General features: G+C 48.3%; 20 protein-coding genes. 15 read left to right on the top strand and 5 right to left on the bottom strand.

The genetic code is table 11. From position 1 onward, the window contains the following. The first annotated feature begins 3 nt into the window (after nucleotides 1-3). Genes KD145_RS09370 through KD145_RS09360 form a run of 3 tightly spaced genes read left to right on the top strand, consistent with a single transcriptional unit; the run spans nucleotide 4 to nucleotide 4,908 of the window. On the top strand, nucleotides 4-3,084 hold the full coding sequence (locus KD145_RS09370) for an efflux RND transporter permease subunit (protein ID WP_212005629.1): 3,081 nt from the start codon (nucleotides 4-6) through the stop codon (nucleotides 3,082-3,084). A 5-nt stretch (nucleotides 3,085-3,089) separates the two neighbouring features. Continuing rightward, nucleotides 3,090-4,349 (top strand): TolC family protein, encoded by a 1,260-nt coding sequence (locus KD145_RS09365; RefSeq protein WP_212005628.1) that lies wholly within the window; start codon nucleotides 3,090-3,092, stop codon nucleotides 4,347-4,349. Between the two features lie 4 nt (nucleotides 4,350-4,353). Beyond that, the gene (locus KD145_RS09360) at nucleotides 4,354-4,908 is read left to right on the top strand and encodes an outer membrane beta-barrel protein (RefSeq protein WP_212005627.1); all 555 of its coding nucleotides are present in this window, start codon (nucleotides 4,354-4,356) and stop codon (nucleotides 4,906-4,908) included. Nucleotides 4,909-4,992: 84 nt separating this feature from the next. Here KD145_RS09360 and KD145_RS09355 read toward each other — a convergent pair whose 3' ends face one another. Further along, nucleotides 4,993-5,484, bottom strand: coding sequence for a hypothetical protein (locus tag KD145_RS09355; RefSeq protein WP_212005626.1), 492 nt, complete (start codon nucleotides 5,482-5,484; stop codon nucleotides 4,993-4,995). Between the two features lie 86 nt (nucleotides 5,485-5,570). After that, the gene (locus tag KD145_RS09350) at nucleotides 5,571-6,659 is read right to left on the bottom strand and encodes an alkene reductase (protein ID WP_212005625.1); all 1,089 of its coding nucleotides are present in this window, start codon (nucleotides 6,657-6,659) and stop codon (nucleotides 5,571-5,573) included. Nucleotides 6,660-6,746: 87 nt separating this feature from the next. Here KD145_RS09350 and KD145_RS09345 point away from each other — a divergent pair, with 87 nt between their 5' ends. From KD145_RS09345 to KD145_RS09335, 3 genes are all read left to right on the top strand, one after another. Then, nucleotides 6,747-7,625: an AraC family transcriptional regulator gene (locus KD145_RS09345; protein WP_212005624.1), complete on the top strand. Its 879-nt coding sequence runs from the start codon at nucleotides 6,747-6,749 to the stop codon at nucleotides 7,623-7,625. A 20-nt stretch (nucleotides 7,626-7,645) separates the two neighbouring features. Beyond that, a complete protein-coding gene (locus KD145_RS09340; protein WP_249219780.1) occupies nucleotides 7,646-7,945 on the top strand; it encodes a helix-turn-helix transcriptional regulator in 300 nt (99 codons plus the stop codon). A gap of 146 nt (nucleotides 7,946-8,091) precedes the next feature. Further along, nucleotides 8,092-8,856, top strand: a complete 765-nt coding sequence (locus KD145_RS09335; protein WP_212005623.1) for a glucose 1-dehydrogenase — start codon at nucleotides 8,092-8,094, stop codon at nucleotides 8,854-8,856. Nucleotides 8,857-9,086: 230 nt separating this feature from the next. Here the strand turns inward: KD145_RS09335 and KD145_RS09330 are convergent, their stop codons facing one another. Together KD145_RS09330 and KD145_RS09325 are read right to left on the bottom strand one after the other, a co-directional pair. Beyond that, nucleotides 9,087-10,517, bottom strand: a complete 1,431-nt coding sequence (locus KD145_RS09330; protein ID WP_212005622.1) for a PLP-dependent aminotransferase family protein — start codon at nucleotides 10,515-10,517, stop codon at nucleotides 9,087-9,089. A gap of 49 nt (nucleotides 10,518-10,566) precedes the next feature. Then, nucleotides 10,567-12,006 carry a PLP-dependent aminotransferase family protein gene (locus KD145_RS09325; RefSeq protein WP_212005621.1) on the bottom strand — a complete coding sequence of 480 codons (1,440 nt, stop codon included), beginning with the start codon at nucleotides 12,004-12,006 and terminating at the stop codon, nucleotides 10,567-10,569. 97 nt (nucleotides 12,007-12,103) lie between these two features. Between KD145_RS09325 and KD145_RS09320 the strand changes: the two genes are divergently transcribed. From KD145_RS09320 to KD145_RS09305, 4 genes are all read left to right on the top strand, one after another. Then, nucleotides 12,104-12,463 carry a nuclear transport factor 2 family protein gene (locus tag KD145_RS09320; protein WP_212005620.1) on the top strand — a complete coding sequence of 120 codons (360 nt, stop codon included), beginning with the start codon at nucleotides 12,104-12,106 and terminating at the stop codon, nucleotides 12,461-12,463. Nucleotides 12,464-12,469: 6 nt separating this feature from the next. After that, complete coding sequence (locus KD145_RS09315; RefSeq protein ID WP_249219779.1) at nucleotides 12,470-12,910, top strand: carboxymuconolactone decarboxylase family protein; 441 nt, start codon at nucleotides 12,470-12,472, stop codon at nucleotides 12,908-12,910. 113 nt (nucleotides 12,911-13,023) lie between these two features. Then, the gene (locus KD145_RS09310) at nucleotides 13,024-13,941 is read left to right on the top strand and encodes a DNA-3-methyladenine glycosylase (RefSeq protein ID WP_212005619.1); all 918 of its coding nucleotides are present in this window, start codon (nucleotides 13,024-13,026) and stop codon (nucleotides 13,939-13,941) included. 1 nt (nucleotide 13,942) lies between these two features. Continuing rightward, nucleotides 13,943-14,419 (top strand): methylated-DNA--[protein]-cysteine S-methyltransferase, encoded by a 477-nt coding sequence (locus KD145_RS09305; protein WP_212005618.1) that lies wholly within the window; start codon nucleotides 13,943-13,945, stop codon nucleotides 14,417-14,419. Between the two features lie 110 nt (nucleotides 14,420-14,529). On the opposite strand, the gene tnpA is transcribed toward KD145_RS09305, so the two are convergent. Further along, nucleotides 14,530-14,994: an IS200/IS605 family transposase gene (gene tnpA, locus KD145_RS09300; RefSeq protein WP_212005617.1), complete on the bottom strand. Its 465-nt coding sequence runs from the start codon at nucleotides 14,992-14,994 to the stop codon at nucleotides 14,530-14,532. A 228-nt stretch (nucleotides 14,995-15,222) separates the two neighbouring features. On the opposite strand from tnpA, the gene KD145_RS09295 reads away from it, so the two are divergent. From KD145_RS09295 to rlmB, 5 genes are all read left to right on the top strand, one after another. After that, a complete protein-coding gene (locus KD145_RS09295) occupies nucleotides 15,223-16,638 on the top strand; it encodes a pyridoxal-dependent decarboxylase (RefSeq protein ID WP_212005616.1) in 1,416 nt (471 codons plus the stop codon). Next, on the top strand, nucleotides 16,631-17,536 hold the full coding sequence (locus tag KD145_RS09290) for an EamA family transporter (protein WP_212005615.1): 906 nt from the start codon (nucleotides 16,631-16,633) through the stop codon (nucleotides 17,534-17,536). The genes KD145_RS09295 and KD145_RS09290 overlap by 8 nt, the downstream gene beginning before the upstream one ends. Before the next feature lie 121 nt (nucleotides 17,537-17,657). Then, complete coding sequence (locus KD145_RS09285) at nucleotides 17,658-18,098, top strand: N-acetyltransferase (protein ID WP_212005614.1); 441 nt, start codon at nucleotides 17,658-17,660, stop codon at nucleotides 18,096-18,098. A 30-nt stretch (nucleotides 18,099-18,128) separates the two neighbouring features. Then, on the top strand, nucleotides 18,129-18,689 hold the full coding sequence (locus tag KD145_RS09280) for an NUDIX hydrolase (RefSeq protein ID WP_212005613.1): 561 nt from the start codon (nucleotides 18,129-18,131) through the stop codon (nucleotides 18,687-18,689). A 36-nt stretch (nucleotides 18,690-18,725) separates the two neighbouring features. Further along, nucleotides 18,726-19,538 carry a 23S rRNA (guanosine(2251)-2'-O)-methyltransferase RlmB gene (gene rlmB / locus KD145_RS09275; protein ID WP_212006740.1) on the top strand — a complete coding sequence of 271 codons (813 nt, stop codon included), beginning with the start codon at nucleotides 18,726-18,728 and terminating at the stop codon, nucleotides 19,536-19,538. Nucleotides 19,539-19,548 lie beyond the last annotated feature (10 nt).

Below are 19,548 nucleotides of genomic sequence, written 5' to 3'. Positions count from 1 at the left end.
CTTATGAAACAATTGATGAATACAGCTATACAGAAACGTTGGCTGATGGTAACCCTATTTGTGTTACTCGCCGCAGGAGGATATTACAGCTGGCAGCAGCTGGCCGTGGAAGCCTATCCTGATATTGCTGATGTTACCTCACAGGTGGTCACACAGGTACCCGGACTGGCTGCAGAAGAAGTAGAACAACAGATTACGATTCCGCTGGAACGTGCGCTCAACGGCATGCCGGGCATGCATGTGATGCGTTCCCGCTCCACCTTTGGCTTGTCTATGATCACTATTGTGTTCAATGATGGTATAGACGACTACTGGGCAAGGCAGCGTATCAAGGAGAGACTGGATGATGTGACCCTCCCTTATGGCGCCAAGCCCGGCCTGGACCCGCTTACATCGCCGATAGGAGAAATATACCGGTATATCATCGAAAGTGACAGCGCAGACCTGCGTGCACTCACCGATCTGCAAAACTGGGTGATCATCCCCAGAATCAAACAGGTAACAGGCGTGGCCGACGTGACCAATTTCGGCGGCATTACCACGCAATACCAGGTGGAGCTGGACCCTAAAAAACTGGAACAGTACCATCTTCCATTGGGTACGGTGACAGCGGCCATTAATAATAACAACAGCAACAGCGGCGGCAGTGTGCTCCAGCGCGGTGATCTGGGCTATGTGGTAAGAGGTATCGGTCTGCTGAAATCACTGGATGATATAGGCCATACCGTTATACAGTCGCCTCAGGGTGTGCCTTTGTTTCTGCAGGATATCGGTCAGCTGCGTTATGGTAATCTCGAAAGAAAAGGAGTACTGGGCTTTACAGACCATGAGCGTCACTATAGCGAAAGCATTGAGGGGATTGTATTGTTGCTGAAAGGCCAGAACCCTTCCGTGGTGCTGGACGGCGTACACAAAGCCGTAGATGAGTTGAACAACGGCCTGCTGCCGGCAGGTGTCAAAATACATCCCTTCCTCGACAGAACTGCGCTGGTCAATACTACGTTGAATACGGTGTCGCATACACTATTGGAAGGAATGGCATTGGTAGTGCTGGTGCTGATCATTTTCCTGGGCAGCTGGCGTGCTGCTTTGCTGGTAGCAGTCACTATTCCGCTGAGCCTGTTGTTTGCCTTTATCCTGATGCATTTCACGCATATCCCTGCTAACCTGTTGTCGCTGGGAGCGATAGACTTTGGTATCATCGTGGATGGTGCGATTGTGATGGCGGAAACGATGCTGCGGCAAAGGGAAGATCATCCGCTGGAGATGCTGGAAGAACAAAGTTTTATGAAGAAGGCGCAATCGGTGGCCCGACCTGTATTTTTTGCTACGTTGATCATTATCACCGCTTACCTGCCGTTGTTTGCTTTTGAACGGGTAGAGAAGAAGTTGTTCACGCCGATGGCTTTTACAGTAGGTTATGCGCTTTTGGGGTCTCTGGCGGTGGCTTTGCTGCTGATTCCCGGTCTGGCGTATATGCTTTACCGTAAGCCTCAGAAATTGTATCACAATCGTTGGCTGGAGAAGCTGACCAGCGTTTACCAGCGCCGGATGGAAAAAATCATGGAGCATCCGCGTAAAGTGTTTGTACCGCTGGCGGTGGTACTGGTGGCGGCCGCAGGGCTGACCATCACGGTAGGCAAAGATTTCCTGCCACCACTGGATGAAGGCTCTATCTGGTTGCAGGTGCAGCTGCCGCCGGGCGTGTCGCTGGCTAAGGCCAGAGAGATGGCGGACAGTCTGCGTATTCGCACCATGCAGCATCCGGAAGTGACTTATATGATGACACAAACCGGTCGTAATGATGATGGTACGGATCCGTTCACACCTTCCCACTATGAATGTTCCATTGGCCTGCTGCCCTACAAGGAATGGCCTTCCGGTAAAAACAAGCAGGACCTCATTAATGAGCTGGCAGCGGATTACGCTACCATGCCAGGTTATACAGTGGGCTTTAGTCAGCCGATGATTGACGGCGTAATGGATAAAATTGCCGGTGCGCACAGTGAACTGGTAGTGAAAGTCTATGGTAAGGATTTTCAGGAAACACGGCGTACAGCCGAGGTCGTGATGGCCACGTTGTCTCACGTACCTGGTGCGGTGGACCTGGCCATCGATCAGGAGCCGCCACTGCCGCAGCTGCAGATACAGGCCGACAGGGCAGCCATCGCCCGCTATGGCCTCAATATCGCCGATGTGGCTGAGCTGATAGAGACTGCAATCGGGGGAAAAGCAGTCGCACAGGTGTTTGTGGGCGACAGGGTGTATGATATCAGCTGTCGCTATCAGGAAGATGCCCGCAATACGCCTGAGAAGATCGGGAATCTGATGCTGACCAATGGTGATGGTGTGAAGATACCGCTGTCGCAGGTAGCCAAAGTGCAGCTGGCCACTGGTGAGAGTACCATCACCCGTGAAATGGGGAGGCGTCATCTAACAGTGCGGTTGAATCTGCGCGGCACAGACCTCACCACCTTTCTGCGCACCGCACAGGAACGGATAGAGAAAGATGTAAAATACGATAAGGACAAAACCACGATTGCCTGGGGTGGACAGTTTGAAAATAAAAACCGTGCCTACAGCAGGCTTGCTATCATTGTACCAGTAGCACTGGGGCTGATGTTTGTGTTGTTGTATGGAGCCTTCGGTGTGGCGCGTCAGTCTGCACTTATCCTCTCTATTGTCCCGCTGGCGCTGTTTGGGGGCATGCTGGCGCTGAATGTGCGGGGCATGACGCTGAACGTATCGTCAGCAGTGGGTTTTATCGCTTTGTTTGGCGTGGCCATACAAAATGGCGTGTTGATGGTATCGCATATGAACCAGCTGCGTAAAGAGATGGCTTCCCTGAAAGAGGCGGTGATACAGGCTGCCAGGGACCGTTTCAGGCCGGTGCTGATGACCGCCACCGTGGCCATGCTGGGATTGTTGCCGGCATCGTTGGCCACTGGCATAGGCTCGGATGTGCAGCGGCCTTTGGCTACCGTGATTGTATATGGGCTGCTCTGTTCCACGCTTATCACGTTGTATGCCCTGCCGGCATTGTATTACCTGACTGAGAAAAAAGCTGTTAACGAAATAAAATAATTTTTATGAAGAGGAGATGGCTGCTGCCACTATTACTGCTGAGTGGTCTTATGGCTGTTGCACAGGAAAAACAGCTGGACTTTGCCACTTATCTGTCCGGTGTGGGACAGCACAACCTGGGCTATGCCGCAGAAAAATTCAATATGGACATTGCCGCTGCCAATGTACTGATGGCTAAAGTATTTCCTGACCCGGAAATCAGTGCCGGCGCATTTGATAATGGTCAGCGTAGAATGCAGCAAGGATACGGGCTCAGTAGTGGTATCAGTTACACGCTGGAGCTGGGCGGTAAAAGACGTGCCCGCATCAATCTGGCCAGAAGTGAGCAGGAAGTAACCCGGCATCTGCTGGAAGATTATTTCCGTAATCTGCGCGCGGATGCTACCATAGCCTTTCTGACCGCTATGCAACAGCAACGGCTATACGAAATTAAGATGGAAGCCTATCGTTATATGCAACAGCTGGCGCAGGCCGACAGTATCCGTTTTAAAGCAGGCCTTATCACTGAAACAGATGCCCGTCAGTCGCGTATTGAAGCGGGCATGCTGTTGAATGAGGCTTATGGTGTGGAAGCAGATATGAAAACAGCCTTTGTGCAGCTGCACAATCTGATGGGCACCTATCGGGGGGATACCCTGGTGGCGCCGGTGGGGGATGTGAGCCGTTTTGAGCGTGCTTACGCTCTGCCGGAGCTGGTGACAAAAGCGCAGGATGAAAGGGCTGATCTGCTGGCGGCACTGCGTCAGAAGGACGTATCGGTAAAAACACTACAACTGGCGAAAGCCGCCCGTATCATTGATCTGGGGCTTAATCTCGGAGTCAATAATGCTACACAGGTTACTAACGTGGTAGCCCCTACACCGTCTATGAATACCGTTTCCGCGGGCATCAGCCTGCCGCTGAAGTTTTCCAACCGCAACAAGGGAGATCTGATGGCTGCCAATGCGGGTGTGAAACAACAGGAAACGGTATACCGGCAAACATTGTTGCAGGTACAAACGGAAGTAACTACCGCCTATTTCAGTTATCTGGGTGCGGGCCATCAGCTGCATCAGTTTGACAGCGGGCTGCTGGAAGAAGCCAAAAAGGTGCTGGAAGGACGGCGTTACAGTTATCAGCGGGGAGAAACCTCCCTGCTGGAGGTACTGAATGCACAACGTACCTATAACGATGTACAGCAACAATATTATGAAAGTGTATATAGTCATGCTACAGCACTGGTAGAACTGGAAAGGGCTGCAGCTATCTGGGATATTCAATTCTGATTTTATGAAAAAAATTTGCAGCACTTTTTTATTGATCTGTATGGTGTTTTGTGCCGCAGCACAGGACATATCATCTTTCTCCCTGCAGGTAAAAGCCGGTGTACAGTTACCTGGTGTATACGGAAAAGAAAGAGACAGCGTTTCAATGACAAATAAAACCGGACTGGTAGCCGGTTTGAGCGCGGTGTCGCCAATTAGTCGGCATTTTGTATTAAAACATGATGTATGGGCGGCCATTAACAAAGACCAGTCAAGGCTGGATATTTTTCCGATCAGTGCGGCATTTCGTATGGCCAATGCGGAATTGTTTGCCGGGCCTTACTCCGGTATACTGCTGAGGGCGGACAATTATGGCAATGGCAGTATGCAAAGCGGATATGCTACTAAAAATGATATTGGGTTTACTATCGGTGCCGGTTATACGTTCAGAAAAAAGATCAGTATTGATGTAAGATATGTACGAGGGCTGGTCACATTGATAGAAGATCCGGGGAATAAGGAGCAGTTGAAGGCTTATCGGCAATATGTGGCTGTTACGCTGGGATATGTTTTATTTTGATATTTTGTTATTTAGCTATTTTGATATTTTGGGATCTCGTTATTCAAAATATCAAAATAGCTAAATAACAAAATATCAAAATTTCTATGGTTTCATATATTTTTCATATTCATTTTCAATGTCTGAAATATCAGCATTGGTAACGGTTTTGCCGTTGAACAGAAAAACCTCCCAGGTGTATTTTTCGTCGTTGAGGTTGATGGTGGTGGTTTTACCATCTTTGGATGTAAAAGATATTTTTCCTTTTTGAGCGGTAACGGTTTTTACGCCTTTGCTTTCAAGGAAAATATTGGAATCGGCAAAGTAATTCAGGTTGTCATCTGTGATGGTGTAAAATGCTTCTTCTCCATTTTCCTTTTTTATTTTTTCCAGTTTGATGCTGTCTGGAGCATAAAAGACAGCACATGGTTCTGTGATCTGTAAGGTATTGGATGCGGTGGTGGCATTGCCGGCTTTAGCCGCTTCCTGTGCAGGAGGTGCTGCATCAGTACTTTCAACAGGTGTTTTGGTTTCATGGCAGGCAACGATGGCCAGAAAAGAAATAGGAAATAAATAGCGATTTTTCATGAAATACATGGGCAATGATTTGTTTGGCATATAAGCAATGCGTTGTTACGTAATGTAACAACGCAATCTCGTAAAGATAAGTAAAAAAATGCCAGTTACAACTTTTGCGCAGGTGTCAGAAATGGGTAGTCAATGAATCCTTTTTCTTCTCCTTCATAAAAGGTGGATTTGTCTGCAGGTGCGAATGGTAGCCGTTGTGCGATACGTTCCACGAGGTCAGGATTGGAGATAAAAGGTCTGCCGAATGCAATAAGATCGTTGTTAAAACGTTGCATCGCTGCTGTTGCACTATCGGTATCATAACCACCGGCGAGTATCAGCCATTGATGAAACTGTTCCCGCAGCAGGGAAATGAAAGCAGGAGGAATAGGAGGGTGGCCGTTGGTAGACTGATCAGACAGATGAATATAGCGGATATTCATCTTGTTAAGTTTAGCGGCAAGATAAAGATAGGTAGCGGTTTCTTCTTCATAAGCAGAAAGTCCATTGAGAGAAGCGAATGGAGAGAAACGAATACCGACCCGGTCTGCGCCGGCTATGCCGATGATTCCTTCCGTGATACGAAGCAGTAGCCGGCTTCTGTTTTCAATGCTGCCGCCATATTCATCATTACGCTGATTGGAGGCCGGATGAATAAACTGTTCCAGCAGATATCCATGAGCAGCATGTATTTCTATACCGTCGAAACCTGCTTCCAATGCGTTTTTGGCTGCCTGCAGATGTATGTTGTAAATCTCTTCTGTATCTTCCGGAGATAATGCTGCGGGTACCGGTAACGGCTGTACGCCGGCCGGGGTGCTGATAGTACCGGCAGCTGCAATGGCGGAAGGTGCCACGGGAGAAGCGCCACCGGGGATGTTGAGTGCATGGGCAATTCTGCCGGCATGTACCAGCTGCAGAAATATTTTTCCGTTCTGCTGATGTACTGCAGTGGTTACTTTTTTCCAACCTTCTATCTGTGCTTTGCTGTAGATGCCGGGGAGGCGTGAAATGCCCATGCCGTTGGGGCTTATCACGGTGCTCTCGGCTATGATCAGCCCGGCGCTGGCGCGCTGGCTGTAATAAGTTTTCATTAATTCTCCGGGAACACCCTCTCCTGTCACTCTGCGTCTGCTCATAGGAGCCATTACAATTCTGTTGTTTAAGCGGAGGGTGGGGGCGGCAATTGGTTCCAGTAATTTCATGTCTTTAATCTTTATAACACAAAATTAAGAGCACCTGAAAAGGTGCAGCAGGTATAATTCGGGGATTCTATTGTAATTTTGGAGGCTATGGGACAACGAAATTTACATATGCCTTTTGAATTGTTTGAGGCAGACATGAGTGAGTGGACCTCCCGCCCGCTGATATATTATTTTTTTGAGATCATACATATTAAAGAAGGACATGGTGTACGGGTGATCAATCAGAACCGTTTCCCCTACAAGCCGGGTAGCATTATATTGTTCACACCACGCGACTGCCGGGGTTTTGAAGCAGAGACACCTACGCGTTTTACTTCTGTACGTTTTTCGGATCATTTTCTGGAGAAACAACATTCGGCTGAAGAGCGCCACCGGATTGGGGAGTGGCTGAAGCAGCTGGAATATGTTTTCTTTCATCACAACAGGCATCAGCCTATTCTGGTAAAACATGTGAATGACTGCAAGATGATCACAGCCCTTATCGCTAATATGGCGCAGGAGTTTGAGTCGAGGTGTTCTTATTATGAAACCAATCTCCAGCATTATGTGTCTTTGCTGCTGAATATTATTGCGCGGAATGTATCTGAAGAGGTGGGTGTTACAGATAAAGAGGACAAGGAGCCGCTGATAGGACGGATGATTTCCTATATCCGGCAACAGATCTATCATCCGGATCAGCTGAAGCTGGAGGTAATGGCATCGAAATTTAATCTGTCATTGAATTATATCGGTGAGTTTTTCAAGAAGCAGACAGGGGAGAGTGTACAGCAGTTTATTATCTCCTACAAGCTGAAGCTGGTGCAGTTAAGGATGGAGAACAGCGGACTGACTATTGGAGAGATTGCTGATGAACTGGGATTTACAGATGAAAGCCACCTTAGCAGGCTGTTTAAGAAATATTATGGGGTGAGTCCGGCGGCATACCGGCGAAACCGGCTGGCAGCCAAAGCGGAGGCGGCAGAATAAAAAATCATTGAAAAATTTCGATGTTTCAAAAAAAGTATTATTTTTGTGTCATGGATGTGGGAATTATAGAAAAAGCAGCAAATGCCATAGCCGATAAACACAGATTATCAATTATTATGGAAATTGCCCAAAAGGGCAGCATAGTATGCGGTGATGTTTGTTGTCTTTGTTCTTTGTCACAGCCTACAGTTTCGCATCACGTAAAGATTCTGGTGGACAGCGGTGTATTGAATTCTGTAAAGAATGGCCGTATAGTTGAGCTGACCATTAATAAAGAGATGATGAAACAATTATCGTTGTTCTTTTTGCAGTTGAGCTGAGTGCAGACCTATTGGACGCAAACAGCTTTTTTTATCGGCTGACACATCGATGTTTTTAAATAAATAAATAAGTAGAGACGGGCATCTCTATTTTTTTATCTTGAAATATTGATACTTTTAAATAAATCAATTACACTTAATTAGGCATGGACCAGCTTAAAAACAAGATTGCTATTATCACGGGTGGTAATAGCGGAATAGGATATGCAACAGCAGCGGAATTTTTGTCGAAGGGAGCAAAGGTATTGATAACGGGTCGTAATCCTGGAGCGGTACAACGGGCCGTACACGAACTGGGATTTCCGGCGGAAGGGTTTACAGCAGACCAGTCCAGCCTGGAAGACACGAAAAAGCTGGCAGAATATGCGCGTAGTCGTTATGGCAAAGTAGACATTCTGTTTATCAACGCAGGTGTTGCAAAATTTGCGCCTTTTGAAGGTGTGACGCCAGAGCTGTTTGATGAAGTCATCGACGTTAATTTTAAAGGGGCTTTTTTCACTGCGCAACAGTTACTTCCTTTATTGAATGATGGCGGCAGTATTGTTTTTCTTTCAGCCATTAACGCCTACGCCGGCATGCCGGGGACAACAGTGCTGGCAGCCAGCAAGGCTGCGCTCAACGCGATATCCAGAACACTGGCCAGAGAGCTGGCTCCCCGCAAAATCACGGTGAATGCGATCAACGCAGGACCCATAGATACGCCTTTAATTGAAAAAATAGGCGTCAGCCATGAAGAGGCCGGCGCTATCAGAAATAAAATGACGGCCAGTATTCCGCTGGGAAGATTGGGAGAGGCAACAGAAGTGGCCAGTCTGGTGTCCTTCCTCGTATCAGATGAAGCAAGGTTTATTACCGGCGGAGAATATACTATAGATGGTGGATTAATGGTCCACCCAGGGCTTCAGGGTTAGACTGGTTTAGATGATTACAGGTTTTAAAAGAAGAATAGAAGAATTAATGATCAACAGTCCGGTAATCATCCAAACCGGTTTAATCCTGTAAAAACCAGCAGTTCAGATTTTTCAGATATTTTGATTTACAGTTGTTAAGTTACAGGTTGCCATTGAATTGTAAAACCCAATTCTTTGCTTGCCGGATGCTGGTAGATACCAGTGTCCGGCAGCAATGTTTTTAATCTCTCCTAGTTCATTTTACGGATCAGTTTACCGATTGTTTTAAGGCCTTCATCCACCTGTTTGCTCCAGGGATTACCATAGCTGATACGCAAACAGTTGTTGTAGCGGTTTTGCAGCGAAAAGAGACGCCCAGGGCAGAAGCTGATTTTATGTTTTAAAGTTTGTTGAAACAGTTCGAAGGTATTGATATGTTCTTCCAGTTCCACCCATAATACACAACCACCTTGTGGCCGGCTAACGCGCGTGCTTTCAGGAAAATATTCGCAGATGGCCTGTGAATAGCGCAGGCTCTGGGTATGCAGCATCTTACGCAGATTACGCAGATGGAACTCATAGCGGCCTATCTCCAGGAAATGTCCTGCGGCCGCATGGGTAAGCGTAGTGCAGGATATTGCATGATGATGTTTCATGCGCAGTACCTTGTCTTTGTATTTACCGGGCATGGTCCAGCCTACGCGGTAGCCCGGTGCTACTGATTTTGACAGGGAGTTGCAGAGCAGTACATGTCCGTGTTTATCGAATGTTTTACAGTTGGTCGGCCGTTGTTTTCCGAAATAAAGATCTCCGTAGATATCATCTTCTATCAGTGCAATATCATACTTCTCTACAATGCGTACCAGTTCCTGCTTGTTTTTATCCGGCATACAACAGCCCAGCGGGTTGTGAAAATTGGTCACAAAAAGACAGGCTTTGATTTTATGGCGGGGAATGGCTTTGTCGAGATAATCGAGGTCTACACCGGTAATAGGATTGGTCGGTACTTCCAGTACTTTGAGGCCCAGTCCTTCTGCCAGTTGCAGGGCACCGTAATAGGAGGGGCTTTCCAGTGCGATGGTATCGCCGGGCTGTGTGGTGGCGGTAAGACAGAGAGTGAGGGCATCCATACAACCATGGGTGGTGACGATATCGTCAGGTGTACATACTTCGCCCCATCCGAGCGACAGCCGGGCTATCTGACCACGTAACAGTTCATTGCCCTGCAACGCTTCGTAACCAAGACCGTTGCCGTCGAGGTCGCGCATAGCCTGTACTACCGCTTTAGCCATTTTGGCCGAGGGCAATAGTGTAGATGGCAGCGTGGCTACCGAAAACTTCAGGATGCTGTCGTCGGAGCGGTGGTTAAACACTTCCAGCACGATATCGCTGACCGTCACGTCGCTGACCGGTTTGCGCACAGGCGCACAGGTGCCGGGCATGGGGGCCAGATGCCGTTTGTTGCGGCAGATATAATACCCCGACTTGGGCCTTGATTCAATGAGTCCTTTGGACTCCAGATGATAGTAAGCCTGGAAGGCAGTAGTGAGGCTGATGCCCTGCTGTTTGCTGAGCACACGCACAGATGGTAGTTTTTCGCCCATTTTCATGACGTCTTTTTCTATCATCTGCTCTATTCTATCGGCTACCTGCAGGTAGAGATGGTCGGCTGTCTTAATCATATCCGTAAAAATCTGATATGGTCCAAAAATACGGAATGTAATCTGATATTTAACTGCCGGAATCGAGCTGTTTTTGTATCAGTTTGCCCAGCATCTGTATAGCCCAGGTCTGGTCGTCATCCAGCGGGTTGGCATTGGAAAGCCGCAGACAGTGATTGTATTTTTCCTGGCTGGAAAAGAGGGTTCCCGGCGTGAAGGTAATGTGATGGTCAAGGGCCTGCCGGTGCAGTGCCCAGCTGTCGACCTTCTTCGGTAACACTGCCCAGAGGCTCATACCGCCCTGGGGACGGGTAAGCCGGGTATCGGCCGGGAAATACTGCTGTATGGCCCTGGTCATCTGTAACGTTTGCACATGCAGGGCCTGTCGTAATGGTTTCAGATGCAGGTCCATCCGCTGCTGATCCAGGAACCTGGTGAATACCAGCTGCGGTAACAGGCCCGTACCTGCGGAAGACATGAACTTCATCTGCGCCAGCCGGTCATGATAGCGCCGGTTGATGATCCAGCCTACCCGCAGACCGGCAGCAATATTTTTGGAATACGAAGAACAATACAACACGAGGTCGGCGCGGTCATAACTTTTAATAGCCCGCGGCCTTTCGGGATTAAAATGCAGATCACCATACACATCATCTTCAATCAGCGGAATATTATATTTCTCAATCATCCGCGCCAGCTGTTTTTTAGCATCATCCGGAATAAGGCTGCCCAGGGGATTGCTGTAGTTGCTAACAAACAGGCAGGCAGTCACTTTTTTTCTGCGGAAAGCATCTTCCAGGTGGTCCAGGCTGATGCCGGTGACAGGATCGGTGGGTATCTCGAGCGCTTTCATGCCCAGGTTTTCGATAGCCTGCAGCAAACCGAAGAAGGTCGGTGATTCAATGGCAATGGTGTCGCCGGCTTTGGCTATTGTCCGCAGGCAGATGGAGATCGCTTCAATGGCGCCATTAGTAACCACCATGTCGTCTGCAGCTACGCTGCCGCCCCAGGCGAGCGACTGCCGGGCAATATGCCGGCGCAAAGGCAGATGCCCGTCGATATCACCATAAGGGATATACGTTGTTTTCTCTTCCCGGGCCGCCTGCCGCAATGCTTTGTTCAGTTTGTTCACCGGCAGCAGGGAAAGATGTGGTGAAGCACCAATGAGTGATATCATGCCTTTGCGTCCGGTGGTATGGCGTACGATGGCCACCCGTCCGCTGATATTGACGATAGACGCGGTTTTGGCCGGATCAGACACTTTCGGTAGCCTGGGCATGGTTTCCCGGGAATAATGAACGTAGTACCCGGATTTCTCCCTGGCCTCTACCCATCCTTTTCGCTCCAGATGAAGATATACCTGCAGGGCCGTACTGATACTGACACCATGTTCTTCATGCAGACTACGCACCGACGGCAGTTTATCGCCAATCGCATAAGTGCCGTTGCTGATCAGTGCTTCTATCCGGTCTGCCAGCTGCAGGTATAAAAAATCTTTCCTGGTGTTCATCTTCTTAAAAAAAATCTGTTATGGTCAAAATTACATAATTCTGTATCTGTTCTGGTGCGGTTTTTTGTGATTATTTTGTCAGGCAAATACTGATCATATGAACGGACCTATTCACCAACTGGCGCAACAGCTGGTAACACTTTGCCGGGACTGGAAATTCCTGGAAGCACAATCTACCTTGTTACACGAAGAGGCAGTCAACATAGAAGCCGACGGCAGAATCACCCGTGGTCAGGCCGCCATCATGGCTAAGGAAAAAGCTTTCCTGGATAATATTGAAACGATCCATCTGCTGGAGATATCAGATCCGGTAGTGGCAGATGGTTTTTTTGCGGTGCAGTTTCATTCGGAGCTGACCATCAAAGGCATGACGGGCCGTCGCAGTCGCAACGAAATTATCGTATACGAAGTGCAGGACAACAAAATCATCCGGGAACAATTCTTTTATCGTTTTTAAATCAGTATGATGGAACCCAGAATGGATATATCCCAGCTTTTTCCGGAAGGCTTTCATGCAATGCTGGCACTGGAAGGAGCTATGCGTAACAGCAGCATCGATGAAAAATTATACAAACTGATCAAGATAAGGGCATCACAGATCAATGGCTGTGCCTATTGCATCAATATGCATACGCGTGAAGCCAGGGCCGCGGGAGAAACAGAGCAGCGCATCTACTGTCTGAATGCCTGGAGGGAAGCACCATTCTATACAGACCAGGAGCGGGCTGCACTGGCTCTGACAGAATCCGTGACCCTGTTGGCCAGCACCCATGTACCTGATGAGGTATATGAAGCTGCTACCGCCATTTTTACAAAAGAAGAGGTAGCTATGATCACCATGGGCATTGTAGTGATCAATGCCTGGAACAGGATCGTGGTGACTTCCCGCACCCAGCCTGACTGAGCCTGAAAGGTTATCCGGATATTGCTTTACGGGCCTGCAATATCCGGATAGCTGATTTGTTAAATAGCAAGATTCGGGCTTGTTGCATTTATGTGTTTATGTACTTTTGTTGTATGACCAGGCAAAAGATAAAGATTGCAGTGAATGATCCGGCCAACTTTTCCTTTCAGGAATGCCTTCATTTTCTGGGCAGATCAGACAAAGAATGCCTTCACTACATTACAGACGGAAAATTACGCCGGATGGTGCTGGCAGATGGAGAACCGGTGGTAATAGAAGTTGAACCGGGCACCAGGCCAGATCACTTGTTGGCCACAGTGCTGGCACCTGTGAATAGTATATTTCAGGAAGATGACATACGGCTGTTTGTGACTCGCTGGCTTCACCTCGACGCAGACCTGCAACCTTTTTATGACTATACATTGACAGACCCGTTGCTCAACGGTCTGGCCGCTGATTACCGCGGGTTGCGGCTGGTCGGCATGCCTGACCTCTTTGAAGCGATCAGCTGGCCTATCATCGGGCAGCAGATCAACCTGTCTTTCGCTTATACACTAAGACAGCGGTTCATTCAGGCTTTTGGCTTCCATCAATCTGTAGCCGGAACGGACTACTATCTGTACCCGCATCCGGCGGTCATCGCCGCATTATCACCTGCCGATCTCGCTCCGATGCAGTTTTCCCGCAGTAAAGCGTTGTATCTTGTTGAAACAGCCAAAGTTATGGCCAGCGGTGAATTGTCAGAGCAGCTACTGGCTTCACTTAGCTACGAAGAAGCCCGTGACAGGCTGGTAGCCCTGAAAGGAATCGGTAACTGGTCGGCCAACTATGTGCTGATGAAATACAGCCGGTTTCCTCAGGCTTTGCTGCTGGAAGATGTGGGTTTACAGAATGCCATCCGCCACCGGCTTGGACTCCCTGCCAAACCTTCTATGGCCGAATTACAACAATACACACGTTCATGGCATCAACATGCCGCTTACGCCACCTTTTATCTGTGGCGCTCCTTATTATCTCCCATTCAATCATAATATGGAACTGGCTCATCTTCGTATAGACACTCCCGTAGGGCCGCTGCTGATCAGCGGCACCGATGATTTTATACAGGCTGTTTCCTTTACGGAAGAACCGGAAACAGCTTTTCCGCAACCTCCGCATCTGGTGCTCGACTGTGCACAGCAGCTGCATGAATACTTTGCCGGAGACCGCAAAGTATTTGACGTACCCATTCAACAACCTGGCACCGATTTCCAGCAGACCGTATGGGAACAACTCACACGCATTCCATTTGGTCAGACGATTTCATATTTGCAACTGGCCCGCCGTATCGGCAATCCCAAAAGCATCCGCGCAGTAGGCACCACCAACGGCAAAAACCAGCTGGCCATCATTGTGCCTTGCCACCGTGTTATCGGCAGCAACGGCACCCTTGTTGGATACGCCGGCGGATTATGGCGCAAACGCTGGCTGCTGAACCACGAACGGCTTGATTTATTTTCCCAGGGCTAAAGCCCTGGGCTATATTAGATGCCCTGGGCTATGTTGGAACGGAAGCCCAGGATTATTATCAGAGGCACTGGGCTTTTAATATGGACTGGCATCAATTATAGCCCAGGGCTTCAGCCCTGGGGCGCTTGAAAGGTGTTTTCGGGGTCGTATGGGATGTTGAATTTATTGAGTATTGTTTTGTATTCATCGAGAAATGGTTGTTTCTGGTGATGTTTTTCCTGGTTTTGAATATACCGGATAACGATGGGTACTTGTGATTGGGAATACGAAAAAGCACTATAACCGTCCTGCCATTTAAAGGTTTGTTGAGGATAATATTTTGCATTGATCCATCTTGATGAACTCCCTTTAATGATCTGCATCAATGAGGATAGCGATTCTGAAGGATGCATCCGAAGAAATATATGGATATGGTCGGGCATTCCGTTAATGACCATACAATGATGCGACCTGTTGTTGATATTAGCGGCCATATATCTGTACAGTTCATGTTTAAAGCTGTCTGCTATAAGGCTAGCACGATATTTCACTGCAAATACAATTTGCAAATTCAGTTGGGTATAACAATGGCTCATTGGAGTTAACTGTTTGGTCTTAAAATAAATAAAAAACTCCATCCAAACATCACAAACACAGATATCCTCACAAATAGCCTCTATTATAGCCCAGGGCTTCAGCCCTGGGAGAAAAAATCTGATATGCTCAAAAAACACAAAACTGAATCTGTTTTGTGAATTTATTTATGTGCAATTTTGACCTTTGAAAACGATGAAACCTATCCTTTCCAAATTAAACCGCCGCACATGACGAAGCTTCAGGATGATTTGAAACATACGGACCTACTGTTACAGTTGACAAAAGAATTCAGCAGTAAATTTTTATCCTCGCTAGATGAATTGGCGGCAGATAAGGTAACGCAGGTGGATATGCGGCCGGTGATGCCCGAAGAAGGGGTGGGAGGTGCTGAGGCGCTGGAATTGTTCCGGCAACAGTATGGTGATGCCCTCACAGCGTCGGCAGGTCCGCGCTACTGGGGCTTTGTGACGGGAGGTGTTACGCCGGCAGCCCTGATGGGTGACTGGCTGACAGCCGCCGTGGACCTCAACGCAGCAGATAAAGGCTCAGCCACATTTACAATAGAAACGGAAACCATCGCTTTTCTGAAACAGCTCTTCGGCTTGCCGGAGGAGTTTCTGGGAAGTTTCGTGACAGGAGCCACCATGGCTAACTTTACCGGTCTGGCAATGGGACGGCAATGGTTGGGTAAACAACGGGGTGTAGACATCGGCAGAGATGGAATGGCCGGACTGCAGGACCTGCAGGTAGTTTCCTGTGTGCCACATTCCAGTACCGCCAAATCCATGTCTATGCTGGGTTTGGGGCGTAATAACATAGTGAAAATACCGGCACTGCCAGGAAGAGAAAGTATAGACGTGGCGGCGCTGGAATCTTTCCTCGCATCGAGAGAAGGGCAACCGGTCATCTTTGTGGCCAGTGCAGGCACGGTGAATACAGTGGATTTTGATGATATCGCCGCTGTGGTGGAACTGAAACAACGATACCCTTTCTGGCTACACGTAGATGCGGCCTTTGGTGGATTTGCAGCCTGCAGCGAAGAACACCGCCACCTGCTGAATGGCTGGGAGCATGCTGATTCCATCACCATCGATGCACATAAATGGCTGAACGTGCCGTATGATTCGGCGATGATATTTTCAAGGCATCCTTCCCTGCAGGTAGAAGTGTTCCAGAATGCGGGTGCTGCCTATCTGGGCGATCCGGCAGCCAACTTCAACTTCATCAACTACGGACCAGAAAACTCACGTCGTCAGAGGGCGCTGCCAGCCTGGTTTTCCCTGATGGCCTATGGCAAAGAAGGATACCGGCAGATTGTAGACAACAATGTGATGCTGGCACGACAGCTGGGAGAGCTGATTTCGGGTAATCCGGATTTCCGCCTGCTTTCACCGGTCAGGTTATGTGTAGTGTGTTTTACGTTAAACGTAACGGCGGATGTACAGGAAACAATGGTTAACCAGTTTTTAGAGGCGCTGAATGCTACCGGTGTGGTATGTATGACACGCACCGTATATGCTGGTCAGCCGGCCATCAGAGCGGCGCTGGTGAACTGGAGAACAACCGGAGATGATGTGCAGATTGCTTATCGGGCGATGAAGGAAATAGCAGATACGATTTTGAATCAACATACATATGCGTAAGTCAAATACAAATGCTTATATAGCGCTGGCCATTGTAAGTATTTTCTGGGGCACCACCTACCTGGCTTCAAGAATTGGGGTGCGCCATATTCATGGTATCATGCTGGCTGGTATCAGGCAGGCCACAGCAGGGTTTCTGCTCACGGCCTTCTTTATGCTGAAGGGCTATAAGCTGCCGGAAAAAATTGTGTTGTCCAAACTGTTTGTGATGGGGCTGTTGATGTTGTGCGGCAGTAATGGTTTGATGACCTGGGCCATGCAATACATACCCAGTGGGCTGGGCGCCATTATCAGCGCTACCGTACCTATCTGGATCACTATCTTCAGTTATTTCCTGGTGAAGAAAACCCGTATCAGCATACAGCTGATTGTGGGGATGCTGCTGGGTTTGGCCGGAGTGGCAGGTATCTTCTACAATTATTTGTCGAGTTTGGTCAATCCGGATTTCCGCTTTGGTATCATGCTGTCCATCTTCGCCTGTATTTGCTGGGCGCTGGGATCGGTGCTGACGGCTAAATGGGCGCTGGGAGTGAATTATCTATTTGGCGCAGGATTTCAGATGTTGTTCAGTGGCATCATGATGTTGCTTGTTGCAACCGTGTTTATGGGGCAACATTTTGATGCGGGCAGTTTTACCACAGAGTTGTGGGAAAGCCTGTTGTATCTCATTCTGGTGGGGTCTCTCCTCAGTTATTCGGCCTATGTATATACACTGAATAATTTGCCGCCGTCACTGGCATCAGTATACGCTTATATCAATCCTATTGTGGCGGTATTGCTGGGATGGGTATTGCTGAAGGAAAATCTTACCTGGCTGATGGGTTTCTGTAGCCTGGTAACGATTGGAGGCGTATATCTTGTCAATGACGCCATCAACAAGAATAAGCAATTGCAATAAATATTTAAGGTAGAAGTTAAGTCCGATGCTCGCCCCGGTGTTTACCGGATGAGCATCTTTTTTTTGTATGATGAAATGAAGTAAATTTAATCTGGTTCTCTCGAAAAATAAATAATAGCATATGGAAGTCATTCAGGCATCGGCGATGCATACAAATGAAGTGGCCGTATTATTTGATGCTTACCGCAGTTATTTCGACCAGGTGCCTGATTTTAAAGGAGCGCTGGCATTTGTGAGTGATAGGATAAAGTTGGGTGACAGTGTTATTTTTGTGGTGTTTGAAGGAGATGAGATTATCGGATTTGCGCAGTTGTACCCGTTGTTTACTTCATTGGGCATGAAGCGGGGTTGGTTACTGAATGATGTGTATGTATTGGAAGAACACCGGGGCAAAGGTGCCGGTGGGGCGCTGGTAGATGCTGCTATTGACCACGGTCGCAAAACAGATGCGGCGTGGCTGATGTTGCAGACATATGTGGCTAATACCGGTGCGCAGAAGTTATACGCATCCAAAGGTTTTAAAAAAGATGCCACTTCCTACTACTTTTATCATGCCCTGTAGGTTGCAGGCAATTTTCCTTTTCTTTGCAGGATGGATATTACAAAGAACCCCTGGATCATTCACTCCAGCGAGGTAACATATGAAAACAAATGGATCCGTGTGGTACACAATGAAGGGCTGAACCCGGCTGGTGGCCCTGGTATCTACGGTGTTGTCCATTTCAAAAATCTGGCTATCGGTGTGGTGGCGCTGGATGCGCAACACAACATCTATCTGGTGGGCCAGTACCGTTTCCCATTGAAAAAGTTCAGCTGGGAGATACCGGAAGGTGGTGGTCCGCTGGGCGAATATCCGCTGGACACCGCTAAGCGGGAGCTGCTGGAAGAAACCGGACTGGTGGCCAACCACTGGGAGGTGATCTGTGAAATCGCATTGTCCAACTCTGTCACTGATGAAACCGGTGTGGTCTTTCTGGCCAGGGAGCTGGAACAACGGACAGCAGAGCCGGAAGACACGGAACAGCTGATGGTGAAAAAGCTTCCTTTTGAAGAAGCCTATCAGATGGTTAAAAACTTTGATATTACTGATTCTCTTTCGGTAGCGGCTATTCAGAAAATAAAGCTGATGCTGCTGGAAGGGGAGCTGGTTTAATACGTGTTTAATAGAAAAAGCGTTTCTTTGCAGCAAATGGAAAGAAAATTCAACGCTTTCAAAGGAGAAAGAAAATCTGGCGGCGGCCCTAAACGGTTCGCCAGCCCCCGACCCAAACAGTCTTCGCTGATTATCGGCCGCCAGCCGGTAATGGAAGCCCTCAACAGTGGCAAGCCGATTGAGCGTATCTATATGCTTCGCAGTGCCACTGGTGATATTATCCCACAAATCAAAGAGCAGGCTGCTGCCAACAATATTCCGATTAATGTAGTGCCGGTAGAGAAGCTGAACGGACTGACCCAGGCCAATCATCAGGGCGTTATTGCCCTCACCGGACAAGTGACTTATCTGGATCTGCAGGATGTAATTTCTCATGTGACCGAACAGGGAGAAACACCGCTTTTCCTGATCCTCGATGGTATCACCGACGTGCGGAACATCGGTGCCATCGCCCGCAGTGCCGTTTGTTGCGGTGCCCAGGCCATTATCATTCCTGATAAAGGTATTGCCGCCCTCAACGAAGAAGCGATGAAATCTTCTGCCGGCGCCCTGGAAAAAATTGCCATCTGCCGTGTCAACAGCCTGCTGAAGGCAATCGATACCCTGCATCTCAATGGTATCAAGGTACTGGCCAGTGAAATGGAAACAGAAATCAAACTGTATGACTGTGACCTGAAAGAACCGGTAGCCGTGATCATGGGTTCTGAAGACAAAGGTGTGTATCCGGCACTGATCAAAGCTTCTGATGTGTTGTTCCGTATTCCTATGGCCGGCAATTTTGAATCTTTCAACGTGTCTGTAGCTGCAGGGATTATTTTGTACGAAGCGATGAAACAAAGAACGATATGATTTAAACCCG

It is taken from the genome of Chitinophaga sp. HK235 (assembly GCF_018255755.1).
Taxonomy (GTDB): Bacteria; Bacteroidota; Bacteroidia; order Chitinophagales; family Chitinophagaceae; genus Chitinophaga.
The sequence above is the reverse complement of the archived record's forward strand: the minus strand, read 5'-3'. Positions and strand labels throughout refer to the sequence as shown.

Coding starts and splice junctions, on each gene's coding strand:
- KD145_RS09370 (WP_212005629.1), top strand. CDS start 4: ATGAAACAATTGATGAATACAGCTATACAGAAACGTTGGCTGATGGTA.
- KD145_RS09365 (WP_212005628.1), top strand. CDS start 3,090: ATGAAGAGGAGATGGCTGCTGCCACTATTACTGCTGAGTGGTCTTATG.
- KD145_RS09360 (WP_212005627.1), top strand. CDS start 4,354: ATGAAAAAAATTTGCAGCACTTTTTTATTGATCTGTATGGTGTTTTGT.
- KD145_RS09355 (WP_212005626.1), bottom strand. CDS start 5,484: ATGTATTTCATGAAAAATCGCTATTTATTTCCTATTTCTTTTCTGGCC.
- KD145_RS09350 (WP_212005625.1), bottom strand. CDS start 6,659: ATGAAATTACTGGAACCAATTGCCGCCCCCACCCTCCGCTTAAACAAC.
- KD145_RS09345 (WP_212005624.1), top strand. CDS start 6,747: ATGGGACAACGAAATTTACATATGCCTTTTGAATTGTTTGAGGCAGAC.
- KD145_RS09340 (WP_249219780.1), top strand. CDS start 7,646: ATGTTTCAAAAAAAGTATTATTTTTGTGTCATGGATGTGGGAATTATA.
- KD145_RS09335 (WP_212005623.1), top strand. CDS start 8,092: ATGGACCAGCTTAAAAACAAGATTGCTATTATCACGGGTGGTAATAGC.
- KD145_RS09330 (WP_212005622.1), bottom strand. CDS start 10,517: ATGATTAAGACAGCCGACCATCTCTACCTGCAGGTAGCCGATAGAATA.
- KD145_RS09325 (WP_212005621.1), bottom strand. CDS start 12,006: ATGAACACCAGGAAAGATTTTTTATACCTGCAGCTGGCAGACCGGATA.
- KD145_RS09320 (WP_212005620.1), top strand. CDS start 12,104: ATGAACGGACCTATTCACCAACTGGCGCAACAGCTGGTAACACTTTGC.
- KD145_RS09315 (WP_249219779.1), top strand. CDS start 12,470: ATGATGGAACCCAGAATGGATATATCCCAGCTTTTTCCGGAAGGCTTT.
- KD145_RS09310 (WP_212005619.1), top strand. CDS start 13,024: ATGACCAGGCAAAAGATAAAGATTGCAGTGAATGATCCGGCCAACTTT.
- KD145_RS09305 (WP_212005618.1), top strand. CDS start 13,943: ATGGAACTGGCTCATCTTCGTATAGACACTCCCGTAGGGCCGCTGCTG.
- tnpA (WP_212005617.1), bottom strand. CDS start 14,994: ATGAGCCATTGTTATACCCAACTGAATTTGCAAATTGTATTTGCAGTG.
- KD145_RS09295 (WP_212005616.1), top strand. CDS start 15,223: ATGACGAAGCTTCAGGATGATTTGAAACATACGGACCTACTGTTACAG.
- KD145_RS09290 (WP_212005615.1), top strand. CDS start 16,631: ATGCGTAAGTCAAATACAAATGCTTATATAGCGCTGGCCATTGTAAGT.
- KD145_RS09285 (WP_212005614.1), top strand. CDS start 17,658: ATGGAAGTCATTCAGGCATCGGCGATGCATACAAATGAAGTGGCCGTA.
- KD145_RS09280 (WP_212005613.1), top strand. CDS start 18,129: ATGGATATTACAAAGAACCCCTGGATCATTCACTCCAGCGAGGTAACA.
- rlmB (WP_212006740.1), top strand. CDS start 18,726: ATGGAAAGAAAATTCAACGCTTTCAAAGGAGAAAGAAAATCTGGCGGC.